The organism is Pseudobacter ginsenosidimutans, assembly GCF_007970185.1.
Taxonomy (GTDB): domain Bacteria; phylum Bacteroidota; class Bacteroidia; order Chitinophagales; family Chitinophagaceae; genus Pseudobacter; species Pseudobacter ginsenosidimutans.
This window is the reverse complement of record NZ_CP042431.1, coordinates 3,260,315-3,272,482: the sequence shown is the minus strand read 5'-3', so window position 1 is coordinate 3,272,482 and position 12,168 is coordinate 3,260,315. Positions and strand designations below refer to the sequence as shown.

Here is a 12,168-nt window from a genome sequence, read left to right as displayed (position 1 = left end):
AGCGACTGGGCACACGCTATTTTATTATTGAAATGATGGAATTTCCTGGATAGACAGTCCGAACAATTTTTTCACAATTGCATCCAGGTATTGTTCAGGTCCTGTTAAATGAAGTACGGTATGCTGGTGATCGATCTTCTCACCAGGCTGAAGCAATGCTGCAGGCGATACACTTTCGATCTCATAGAAGGGTCCCATTTGAGAACCATCTGCCAAAGGCCCGTCGTTGTAAGCATTCACAGCATCACCACTGAAGGGTAGTACGTTCGTTTTCCATTCCTGGTTAAGGTATTTCCCATTGCGATCCAGATCGAAGAAGGTAATGGTAAGGATCTTTTTTGTTGCATCATAACTACCCGCCAGCGGTTTTGCCTTGCCGGGCACAATCCCCATCTTTCCTCTCGATTTACCATCCGCCCTGAAACAAACTACGCCTTTGTGATATTTGATGCGGGCAGGATCTATTTCACCGAAGTATCCTGTATTTGCAATTTTTTCTCCTGCTTTCACTGCATTGGAATCGTAAGGGATCAGGATCACTGCCTGTTCTGAAGGATTGAACATATCCAGCATCCAGATGCAGGGCATTCCTGTTTTCTCGTTCCAGGCATTTGTACCTGTATTGGTGATGGCATTGTCTGTCCGATAACCCACAGCCTTAACCGAAGTATCAGGGATCAGTCCCAGCAATCGGCTGATAGTGTCCGCTTCCAGGAGCGTAATGCTGCGGTCTGCGCGAAGGGATAAACTTGTTCCTGCATAATTGACGAGCTGCATTTCTTTTTGCAGGTGCACAGCATGCTTGCTTTGTTGGGTCAGGCTCCAGGCTTCCGAATCGATGGGCGCTGGTGTATGCCAGTTATCAAAGGTCATGGGAGTTCCCGGTGCAAAATACAATGAATAAGGGCCACCTTCCGGACCAAGCCAGAAGCGGTTCTCACCACCATAAGCATTCATATGCGGGTCAGGCGCTTCCGTAAAGGCTTTGTAATGGATCCAGCCAAAGCTACTCCCATTTGCACCGGTGGCGGTTGAAGTGAATACCTTGGCCTGGTATTTAGGAGAGACGATCACCTGCGCTTGTTCATCTTCCGATGTAAGCACTATCACACTATCATGCTGAAGAAGGAATTGCAGGTCGTGGCCAAAAGATCCTTTTTCAAAATGGACAGAAGAGGATTCAGGACTATCCTGGCAGGAGGCGATGATCATACAGCAAAGCATTGTTAGGTAAGGAAATGAGGTCAATGACATTCGTTTCATATAGCAGCGTTAATTGTTTCGAAAACGTTTTCTTCTACAATCAATCTCGTTGGGATCGAGCGGCAGTGGGATCCTGCGAATGCAGGAACACCGGGACCACCAGCCGCTCTTTCCAACGCTTCAGCCAAACAAATCAGAACAAAAATATGCTTACACGTTTAAGCAAGATAAGCAAAAAAAATCCGGGGCCTATTTCTTTTTTCCGGCGGGTTTGGATCCGCAGGATTCGCGCTTGACGAGTTTTGCGGGGATCTCCAGTTGTACCGGCTCGCTCTTCTTTCCATCTTCGATCTGACTGATCAGCATTCGAACAGTTTCCTGACCGATAGCCAACAGGTTCTGGCTTACATAGGTTACGGGAGAATAGAAAAAATCGAAAGCATCATGTTCATCAAAACTGATCAGTCCCAGTTCCTGCGGCACCCTGATGCCCATCCGATTGATGATCTTGAGCCCCTGCACCGCCAGCGAGTTGGTAGCGAAGAACAGGGCATCCGGCGCATTAGGACCGCGCAGCAGGTTGCTCAATAAACTCTCCATATCTGTATTGGCCGTTGCATAAGGGATACGCGCCAGCCATTCAGGCTTTCTCCTGATATGCGCTTCCTTCAAAGCCTGTTCATAGCCCCTGATCCTTTCCTGCATATGCGGAAGTGAATTATCATAGGCCAGCATACCAGGCTTCTTGTATCCATTCTTGATAAGAAGTTTCACTGCATTGAAAGAAGCTTCATGATTATTGATAGTAACACGGTTGGTATTGATCTTATGATAATAACGGTCAACCAGCACAAAAGAGATCCCCTTACGGCGAAGCTCCTGGATCTGGGCATCTCCATGTTCCACCGGCGCAATGATCATTCCATCTACCTGCCTGTTCAGCAACGCAGTGATCAGGTCAGCCATTTTGCCGGGCTGCTCGTCGCTGCTTCCGAAGATGACTGTGTATCCATGTTGTTTGGCTTCATCTTCGATGATGCGTGCGAGGCTTGAAAAAAATGCGTTGGAGATATCCGCCACAATCAGACCGATGGTCTTTGTTCTTCCATCTTTCAATCCGCGCGCAATCAGGTTGGGCTGATAGTTCATCTCTCTCGCCACTTTACTGATCTTCTCGGCCATCTCTTTGCCAACCCGCGCCTGCTCTGCCTTTCCGTTGAGTACATAAGAAACCAGCGCTGTAGAAACACCAACCTTGCGGGCAATATCTTTTATGGAAACTTTCTTTATGATGGAGCTAAAATATGCTTAAACGAATAAACTAACAAATTTTTATTGCTATCTTTCGTGCTTAAACGTTTAAGACATGCACTCTTCGTATGTGATCGGGGTCGACTTCGGAACAGATTCAGTCCGCTCCTTACTCCTCAACACCAGCACCGGCGCTCAACTCAGCAGTCATACCTTTTTTTATCCGCGATGGAAAGCAGGATTGTATTGCAACAGGTCAGCCAATCAATACAGGCAACATCCGCTCGACTATATCGAAGGCCTGGAACATACCATCAAAGCCTGCCTTGCAGATGTATCACCTGAAATAAGATCGCAGATCAAAGCCATCGGTATCGATACCACAGGATCCACGCCCTGCCCCGTTTCCGCAGAAGGCATTCCCCTTGCCATGTTGCCTGCATTTGCAGAAAATCCAAATGCCATGTTCATCCTCTGGAAAGATCATACTGCATTGCAGGCCGCAGAACAGATCAATGCTGCCAGCCTTCGCTTCCCCACCAATTACCTCGCTTATGTTGGCGGCGCTTATTCCACCGAATGGTTCTGGGCAAAAATGCTGCACATCTCGCACACAGACCATACAGTGCGTGATGCAGCCTTCACCTGGCTGGAACATTCTGACTGGATGCCAATGTTACTGACAGGAAAAAAATTGCAGGATGTTCAGCGTAATATCTGCGCCGCCGGCCACAAAGCTTTATGGAGTGAGGCTTTCAACGGCTTTCCTCCTCTTGCTTTTTTTGAAGCGATCGATCCGCACCTGAAAAAAATGGCGGCACAGATGCCGGGAACATTTGTAACCTCGGAAAAATCAGCAGGCACCATTTCCCCGGAATGGGCAGCAACACTTGGACTTTCAACCAACGTCATCGTCTGCAATGGCATCATCGATGCGCATGCAGGCGCCATCGGGGCAGAACTCACTCCGTATCACCTGGTGAAGATCATGGGCACTTCCACCTGCGATATCATGGTGGTGCCGCCACAGGACCTGCAAGGGAAGAACATCAATGGGATATGCGGCCAGGTGATGGGTTCCGTACTTCCGGAATTTGTTGGACTGGAAGCAGGACAATCAGCCTTTGGCGATATCTTTCAATGGTATGTTTCATTGCTCACCTGGTCCATCCAGTCAACAGGCGGTCACAGCACAGATCTTTCGTCTCAACTATTATCAGCGCTTGCAAACGAAGCAGCAAAAATCCCCGGCGATGCTCATACTGCATTATCCATCGATTGGTTCAATGGCCGCCGCACGCCCAATGCCAATCAATCATTGCATGGCGCATTATTAGGATTGACATTGGGCTCCGATGCAGCCAGCATCTTCCGCTCACTTGCAGAAGGCGCCTGTTTCGGCGCAAGGGCCATCAATGATTGCTTCATTTCGCAGGGCATACCTATTCATGGCATCACAGCCATTGGAGGCATCGCAAAGAAATCTCCCTACATCATGCAGATGCTGGCCAATATCCTGCAATTGCCTATCCGTGTTCATCGCAGTGAAAATACCTGCGCCATCGGCGCCGCCATGAATGCCGCTACAGCAGCGGGCATCCACCCATCCGTATCCGATGCCATCCGCGCCATGGGACAGGGTTTTGAGCAAACCTGGCAACCTGATCCGGCCATGCAACAATCAACAGACCACCGATACAAGCAATACCTGCAGTCTGGCAAATACATTGAAACAGTCCATTTATGAACCTGCAATTACAATCGCAGGTAATACTGGTCACAGGCGGCGCCGGCGGTATCGGCGAAGCGATCGTTCAAACGCTCGCCGCAGAAAGGGCTATCCCCTGCGTCCTCGACCGTAATGAAGAGAATGGTGAACGATTAGTGCAACGATTGCTATCGCTCAGATCCGAAGCATATTTTTTCCCATTGGAATTGTCAGATCCCGAAGCCTGTGAATACACTGTTCACCAGATCGTAGCAAGGATCGGAAGGATCGATGGCATCGTGAACAATGCAGGCGTCAATGATGATATTGGACTCGCCAAAGGAGATCATCATCGTTTCCTGCAATCACTGGAGAACAATGTTGGTCATTATTACAGTATTAGTCGCGCTGCCTTGCCGGCTCTAAAGCGTACCGGTGGAAACATCGTCAATATCATTTCCAAAACTGCGTTTACTGGTCAGGGTAATACATCAGGCTATGCAGCGGCCAATGGCGCCAGATCCGGACTGGTCACAGGTTTAGCCGATGAGTTAAAACCTTATCAGATCCGTGTGAACGGGATCGTGGTGGCAGACACACAGGCTCCACTGGGCAAAAGATGTACCAGCCCGCGTGAAGTGGCCAACATGACTGCCTTTCTATTATCGTCTGTGTCAGCAGCCATCAACCGGCAAACTATTTTTGTGGATGGCGGCTATGTGCACCTGGACAGATCGATACGATAGAAGAAGTTCTCAGTAAGTCTGTGCCTGCAGGAACTGTTTTTTATATTGAAGGGGAGAGATCCCCTTCATCTTTTTGAATTGCCTGTTGAAATAGGATAGATTGTTGAAACCCGCCCTGAAGGCCACCTGCGTGATATTGAATGAATCACTCAGCAATAATTTACAGGCATAATTCAGTCTGGTTTCCAGCAGAAAAGTGGAAAAGGTCTTATTGGTCACACTCTTGAAATAACGGCAGAATGCAGTCAGGCTCATATTGGCAACACCTGCCACATCCTGCAGGTTGATCTCATCCGTAAAGTTCTCCATGATATAGGCATATACCCGGCTGATCCTTTCCGTATCGCTTCTGGTGTAAGATTGATCGATGCTTGTTCCTGATAACACTGCATACTCATTGGACGCAGCAATATTCGAGAGGATCAGCAATAGGCTGGCGATCCTTTCGATAGAGTTCTGATGCAACATGGCGATCATTCTCTTGGCCACTTTTTGCCTCGTTGCTCCCACGATCTTAAGCCCGCGCTTGGCGAGTGTAAGCATGTTCCGGATATCAGCCATCTCGGGCAATTCGCCCGCATCGCTGCGCAGGAAATTTTCACGGAACTGGATCACGATGGCGCGGCTGTAAAGATCATTGTCCAGTTCATAATACACTTTATCGTTCTTCCAGCGATGCGGAAGATTGGCACCCACCAGCACCATATCACCACTCCCGAAGTATTCAATATTATCTCCCACGAAACGGATCCCTGAGCCCTGCACAATGAAGGTCAGTTCCAGTTCAGGATGAAAATGGAACGGGTTGGAAAAATAAGGAACGATCATATCCCTCAGCAGGAAGGATGATGTTCCGGGTAAATGGGGTACATTTTTCAATTGAGGTTGCATTCAAGGGAAAACTAGTAAAACTCTATCGTTCCCCGCCCTGCCGATTAACGGATGAGGCATTTGAATTGACGGATCGGGTTCCCGGCAACATAGTATCACTTTCTGGTAATACAGGTAAAAGCAAGGCTTTGCCGACCCTTTACATTTGTTTCCACATCATTCAAATTCAATCAACTTATGGCGCTCTGGAAAGATGACGATGCTTTATTCGGAATTGCAAAACAGGAATTATTTCCGGCACTGGTGGGAGATGTGCTGGACAAACTCGGATTGTTGCAACAATTCCTTCCGCCTTCCATCAAACCACTCGACAGTAAAATGGTGGTGATCGGCCGCGCCATGCCTGTACTGGAAGCCGATGTATATGGAGAGAAGATCGATGAAGGAAGCAACGCACTGCTCCGCAAGCCATTCGGGCTGATGTTCGAAGCGCTTGACAGTCTTCAGCGGAACGAGATATATGTTTGCTCCGGAGCTTCGCCGCGCTATGCGCTCTGGGGCGGACTCATGACCACCAGGGCTTCCCGGCTCGGCGCCGCAGGCGCCGTAGTGAATGGCTACACGCGAGACACCAATGAAGTGCTTCGTTTCAACTACCCCATCTTCGGAATGGGCACTTACGCCCAGGACCAGGGACCGAGAGGTAAAGTGCTGGACTATCGCATCCCCATCCTCTTCGACCAGACCATCATCAAACCCGGTGATATCATCTACGGTGATCTGGACGGCGTGATCGTTATCCCGCAGGAAGTGGAAACAGAAGCATTCACCAAAGCCATCGAAAAATGCCGCGGGGAACAACGCGTAAAAGAGGCGCTGGAAAAAGGAATGAGCTCAAAGGAAGCATTCGAAACATTCGGCATCATGTAATGCAAAGCAACATGAACAAACAACCATTCAGACTCGATAATAAAACCGCACTCATCACCGGCGGTGGAACCGGTATCGGGTTCGGTATCGCCTCCTGCTTTATTGAAGCCGGCGCAACAGTAGTGATCACCGGCAGAAGAGAACAGGTATTACAGGAGGCCGTCAGCAAACTGGGTAGCAATGCCCACTATGTTACGGGAGATATCGATCAGCTTCAAACCATTCCACAGCTCCTTCAGCAGGTGGAACAAAAAGCAGGTGTGGTGGACATCCTGGTGAACAATGCCGGACGCAATCAGAAAAAACCACTGCTCGATACCACAGATGAAGATCTAGCTGCAATCCTCCAAACCAATGTGCTGGGCGCTTTCGCACTCAGCCGTGAAGTGGCCCGCCGTATGATCGAAAACAAAAAGAACGGTTCCATCCTCCTGATCAGTTCAATGGCGGCAGTAATGGGCATAGACCGTGTGGTATCTTACTCAACCGCCAAATCAGGTCTCACCGGAATGATGCGCACTATGGTAGCCGATCTGGCGCCTTTCAACATCAGGATCAATGCCATTGCACCGGGATGGATCCAATCGGAAATGCTGGCCGCTGCGCTCGATGGTGATAAAGCCAGAAAGGAAAAAGTGATGAACAGGATACCGGCAAAAGCATTGGGCAAACCTGAAGACATCGGGTATGCCGCACTATTCCTGGCTTCCGATTCCGCAGCCTATATCTCCGGCGTATTACTTCCGGTAGATGGTGGCGCAGCTTATAACTTCTAACAGCATCATACAACCGAAAACACAACACTACAGTTTAAGTTGAACCACATGCAGCCCACAGGAAAATACAGATGGAAGATCGTAGCGCTGTTGTTCTTCGCTACCACCATCAATTATATCGACAGGCAGATCCTGGGGGTGCTTGCTCCGTTATTGCAGGAAAACATGAACTGGTCGGAGTCCGCTTATGGATGGATCGTAGCAGGTTTCCAGGCAGCCTACGCTATCGGGCTGCTGGTCTCGGGTGCATTGCTTGACAGGTTCGGTGTGAAATGGGGATATACCATCGCGGTTGCTATCTGGAGCCTGGCCTGTATGCTGCATGCAGCCGCGGGAACGCTCTTTCTTTTTGTGATCATGCGTTTCCTGCTGGGGCTCGGTGAATCAGCCAATTTCCCGGCAGCGGTAAAAACAGTGGCCACCTGGTTCCCCAAAAAAGAAAGAGCCCTGGCAACGGGTATTTTCAATTCCGGTTCCAATATCGCAGCCATCATCACACCGCTTGCCATTCCCTGGATAGCATTGCAGGCCGGCTGGCAATGGGCTTTCATCATCAGCGGCATGCTTGGTATCCTCTGGCTCATCTGCTGGCGCAAATGGTACCATGCACCACAGGACCATCCAAAAATTTCTGAAGCGGAAAGGGATTGGATCGAACAGGATGGACCCGAACCAATGGACAAATTACCGTGGAAGCAATTGGTACTGCGCCGGCAAACATTAGGCTTTGCTGTATCACTCTTCCTAACTGCTCCTGTATGGTGGTTCTTCCTGTACTGGCTTCCGAAATTCCTGCATTCCGAACATCAGTTGAGCATCACCGGTATGGCATGGCCCCTGGTGATCGTGTACCTGATATCCGACGCAGGCGCACTGGCCGGAGGATGGTTCTCTTCAAGAATGGTCAGCAAAGGCGCAATCCCTGTAACCGCACGCATCTACACCATTCTGTTGCTTTCCCTGCTGGTGATACCTGTAATGATCGTTCCCTTCATTCAGCAACTGGGTTGGGTGATCGCGCTGATAGCGCTGGCCACTTTCGCGCACCAGGGCTATGCGTCCAACATCTTTACACTGGTATCGGATATCTTCCCAAAAAATGCAACTGGCGCCGTAACCGGCATAGCCATGTTCTCCGGAGCAATCGGGGGAATGATCTTTTCTTCCATCACTGGACTTGTACTGGAAAGAACAGGTGATTATACACCCATTTTCATATTCTGCGGTTGTGCTTATCTGTTATCCTGGGCAATACTGGCCGTAATGGTCAGACCACGCTACCGCAGGCATTTACAAATCGCTGACCAAAACTAACATCGCTTATGCACTTAGGCATGGGACTATACAGACACATGCTTCACCGCAGCAATTACCAATTTGTGCGGCAATGCGGGGCCACCCATGTGGTGGTACACCTGGTGGACTATTTCGCCGGAAGCAGCCAGCAACAAAGATCCGATCAGCCTCTTGGAAACCTCCAGGGATGGGGCTTTACAAAAGGCGATGAAACGATCTGGGAATACGATTCGATCTGCGCCATCAAAAAACAGATCAACGATGCCGGACTGATCTGGGAGGCCATCGAGAACTTCGATCCGGCACACTGGTCGGATATCCTCCTGGATGGTCCGCGTAAAGAACAACAGGTTGAACGCATCAAAAAGATCATCCGCAGCATTGGTAAGGCCGGTATTCCCATTATCGGATACAATTTTTCACTTGCAGGAGTGGCCGGTAGAAGTAAAGGACAATACGCACGCGGTGAAGCCATATCAGTGGGGATGGATGGAACAATAGACCAGACGCCCATCCCAACCGGAATGGTCTGGAACATGCAATACGAAGAGAACCCAGAGGAAGGATTCATTCCCTGGATCACTCACCAGGAGCTCTGGCGCCGCTTCGCATGGTTCCTCGAACAGGTGCTTCCCGTTGCTGAAGAGGCAGGAGTAAAACTGGCAGCACATCCGGATGATCCACCGGTGCCGTATATGCGCGATACGCCCCGTCTCGTGTACCAGCCTTATATGTACCAGCAATTGCTAGACCTGCATAAAAGCAATCACAATGTACTGGAGTATTGTCTCGGCTCACTCGCCGAGATGACAGAAGGTGATATCTATCAATCCACCCAACAATATGCTCAGCAACAAAAGATCGGGTATGTCCATTTCCGGAACGTGAAAGGCAAAGTGCCCAACTACCGTGAAGTGTTCATCGATGAAGGGGATATCGATATGTTCCGCATTCTTCGTATCCTCAAAAATAACGGATACAACGGCGTACTGATACCTGACCATACGCCGCAAATGAGCTGCGATGCCCCCTGGCATGCAGGCATGGCCTATACTGCAGGATATATGAAAGCAGCCATGGCTTTACTGTGATCCCGCCCCAAACACCAACATATTATGCAATTAAGATACTACACTTACGATCTGATCAGGAAATATCCTTTCACTATATCAGGACATACCACTACTGCAGCCACCGTTGTTTTTACCGAGCTGGAACATGAAGGCATGATTGGCCGCGGCGAAGCATCTCCCGGACATTACCTGCCTGAAAATGCAGGCACCATCACATCCTTTCTCTCATCACTCAAACTGGAACAATTCAATCATCCTTTCCAGATAGATGAGATCCTGGATTATACAGACAGTGCAGCTCCGGGTAATACCGCAGCGAAAGCGGCCCTCGATATGGCCCTGCATGACCTGGCCGGCAAACTCTGTCAGAAGCCCTGCCATCAGTTCTTCCATGCCAGCGCTTCACAGATGCCGCTGACCTCCTACACCGTTGGGATAGATCATCCTGATGAAATACGTGAGAAAGTTAGACAGGCAACGGATTTCAGGATCATCAAGGTAAAGCTCGGATCAGATAATGATAAAGCCATCATCGATGCCGTACGTGCAGAAACAAACAAACCTATAACAGTAGACGCCAACCAGGGATGGACAGACCGCCAACAGGCGCTGGACATGATCGGCTGGCTGAAAGAACAAAATGTATTGTTCATTGAACAACCCATGCCTGCTTCCGACCCCGATGGTAACGCCTGGGTAACTGCACACAGTCCGTTGCCCGTGATCGCAGATGAAGCGGTGCTCCGATTGCCGGACGTAAAAAAAGCAGTACAGGTTTATCACGGCATCAATATCAAGCTGGTTAAATGTTCGGGTATGCGGGAGGGTTATGGAATGATCCGGGAAGCGCAATCGCTCGGCCTCAAAACCATGATCGGATGCATGGGCGAATCCTCCAATGCCATCCTCGCTGCAGCTGCGCTGGCGCCACTCTGTGATTGGGTAGACCTCGACAGTCCCTGGCTGATCGCCAACAATCCCTATAAAGACCCTGTTTTGTCGGAGGGCAGGATCCTGCTGAACAATAAACCGGGATTAGGTCTTGAAAAAAGAAGCGTTCATTCTAAAAAGCCTGTATGATATTCCTGAAAGCACAATCTTCCCTGGTCTCGAATGATGTAGCCACTTTTGGTATCCTCATTGCCCTGCTGGCCCTCATCTTCACTTCTGCACAAAGCAAACATCCCACGCTCAGGAAATTGTACACCATCTTTCCGCCACTCCTGCTCTGCTATTTCATTCCTTCCCTGCTGACCAGTTTCCATATCATTTCCATCGACAATACTGATCTGTATAAGATCGCTTCCCGATACCTGCTGCCTGCAAGTCTTGTATTGTTCACCATCGGAGTGGATTTCAAAGAGCTCTGGAAACTAAGGCACCAGGCGGGACTGATGTTCCTTACCGGCGCCATCGGAATTATCATTGGCGGGCCGCTTGCCATGCTCATCGTTTCTTCCTTTTCTCCCGAAACAGTTGGCGGAGAAGGAGCCAATGCCACCTGGCGCGGACTGGCCACTGTTTCCGGAAGCTGGATCGGAGGCACCGCCAACATGACTGCACTCTATGAAGTTTTCAAACCAAGTCCTGCCCTCTATTCTTCCATGGTGATGCTGGATGTAGTGATCGCCAGCTCCTGGATGGCCATATTGCTCTATGGTGCAGGCTTCACCAAAAAGATCGACAGACTACTGAAAGCCGATGTGAGTACGGTGGAAAAACTGAAGGACAAAGTAGAATCCTATCAACAGGGCTTGCTACGCATTCCTTCTGTGAATGATCTGCTGCTGATACTCGGCATCGCATTCGGTGTTACCGGCTTCGCCTACCTGGTGGCCGACAATATCGTTCCCTTCATCAGCAGGAAGGCGCCTTATCTGGAAAAACTGAGCCTCACTTCCGTTTTTTTCTGGGTGGTGATCATCTCTACGCTTATAGGGTCTGCACTATCGTTTACCAACATACGAAAACTGGAAGGCGCCGGCGCCTCGCGTATCGGCAATATCTTCCTGTACCTGCTCATTGCCGCCATCGGCATGCAGATGGACCTGCTGGCTATCTTCAAAAGTCCGGGAGTGCTGATGGTGGGTGCTATCTGGTTACTGATACATATCCTGCTGCTGGTACTCGTGGCCAGAATGATGAGGATCCCTTTCTTTTTTCTTGCTGTCAGCAGTGAAGCCTGCCTGGGAGGTGCAGCGCAATCTTCCGTAGTAGCGGCAGCCTTTCACCCGGCGCTTGCACCTGTAGGCGTGTTGCTGGCCATTTTCGGATATGTGTTCGGTAATTATGGCGGCTATCTCTGCGGGCTCTTACTGCAATGGGTAGCCTGATCCCTGATAAAAAAATTTAAA

The 12,168-nt window shown here is 49.6% G+C and carries 11 protein-coding genes; 8 read left to right on the top strand and 3 right to left on the bottom strand.

Annotation, left to right across the window (positions count from 1 at the left end; translation table 11 throughout):
* Nucleotides 1-24: 24 nt before the first annotated feature.
* Both FSB84_RS13220 and FSB84_RS13215 read right to left on the bottom strand, forming a co-directional pair.
* Nucleotides 25-1,212, bottom strand: a complete 1,188-nt coding sequence (locus FSB84_RS13220; protein WP_225980062.1) for a DUF6786 family protein — start codon at nucleotides 1,210-1,212, stop codon at nucleotides 25-27.
* A gap of 240 nt (nucleotides 1,213-1,452) precedes the next feature.
* A complete protein-coding gene (locus FSB84_RS13215) occupies nucleotides 1,453-2,469 on the bottom strand; it encodes a LacI family DNA-binding transcriptional regulator (protein WP_225980096.1) in 1,017 nt (338 codons plus the stop codon).
* 100 nt (nucleotides 2,470-2,569) lie between these two features.
* On the opposite strand from FSB84_RS13215, the gene FSB84_RS13210 reads away from it, so the two are divergent.
* On the top strand, nucleotides 2,570-4,201 hold the full coding sequence (locus FSB84_RS13210) for a ribulokinase (protein WP_130544479.1): 1,632 nt from the start codon (nucleotides 2,570-2,572) through the stop codon (nucleotides 4,199-4,201).
* A complete protein-coding gene (locus tag FSB84_RS13205; protein WP_130544480.1) occupies nucleotides 4,198-4,908 on the top strand; it encodes an SDR family NAD(P)-dependent oxidoreductase in 711 nt (236 codons plus the stop codon). The genes FSB84_RS13210 and FSB84_RS13205 overlap by 4 nt, the downstream gene beginning before the upstream one ends.
* 9 nt (nucleotides 4,909-4,917) lie before the next feature.
* Here the strand turns inward: FSB84_RS13205 and FSB84_RS13200 are convergent, their stop codons facing one another.
* Nucleotides 4,918-5,787 (bottom strand): AraC family transcriptional regulator, encoded by an 870-nt coding sequence (locus FSB84_RS13200; protein ID WP_158643889.1) that lies wholly within the window; start codon nucleotides 5,785-5,787, stop codon nucleotides 4,918-4,920.
* A 189-nt stretch (nucleotides 5,788-5,976) separates the two neighbouring features.
* Here FSB84_RS13200 and FSB84_RS13195 point away from each other — a divergent pair, with 189 nt between their 5' ends.
* From FSB84_RS13195 to FSB84_RS13170, 6 genes are read left to right on the top strand one after another with little or no spacing between them, the layout of a single operon-like run.
* Nucleotides 5,977-6,669 carry an RraA family protein gene (locus tag FSB84_RS13195; protein ID WP_130544482.1) on the top strand — a complete coding sequence of 231 codons (693 nt, stop codon included), beginning with the start codon at nucleotides 5,977-5,979 and terminating at the stop codon, nucleotides 6,667-6,669.
* 11 nt (nucleotides 6,670-6,680) lie between these two features.
* Nucleotides 6,681-7,445 carry an SDR family NAD(P)-dependent oxidoreductase gene (locus FSB84_RS13190; RefSeq protein WP_130544483.1) on the top strand — a complete coding sequence of 255 codons (765 nt, stop codon included), beginning with the start codon at nucleotides 6,681-6,683 and terminating at the stop codon, nucleotides 7,443-7,445.
* A 48-nt stretch (nucleotides 7,446-7,493) separates the two neighbouring features.
* Nucleotides 7,494-8,759, top strand: coding sequence for an MFS transporter (locus FSB84_RS13185; RefSeq protein WP_130544484.1), 1,266 nt, complete (start codon nucleotides 7,494-7,496; stop codon nucleotides 8,757-8,759).
* 8 nt (nucleotides 8,760-8,767) lie between these two features.
* Nucleotides 8,768-9,832, top strand: coding sequence for a mannonate dehydratase (locus FSB84_RS13180; protein WP_130544485.1), 1,065 nt, complete (start codon nucleotides 8,768-8,770; stop codon nucleotides 9,830-9,832).
* A 24-nt stretch (nucleotides 9,833-9,856) separates the two neighbouring features.
* Nucleotides 9,857-10,894, top strand: coding sequence for a dipeptide epimerase (locus FSB84_RS13175; protein WP_130544486.1), 1,038 nt, complete (start codon nucleotides 9,857-9,859; stop codon nucleotides 10,892-10,894).
* Nucleotides 10,891-12,147: a DUF819 family protein gene (locus tag FSB84_RS13170; RefSeq protein WP_207234359.1), complete on the top strand. Its 1,257-nt coding sequence runs from the start codon at nucleotides 10,891-10,893 to the stop codon at nucleotides 12,145-12,147. Before FSB84_RS13175 ends, FSB84_RS13170 begins: the two co-directional genes overlap by 4 nt.
* The last annotated feature ends 21 nt before the right edge of the window (nucleotides 12,148-12,168 follow it).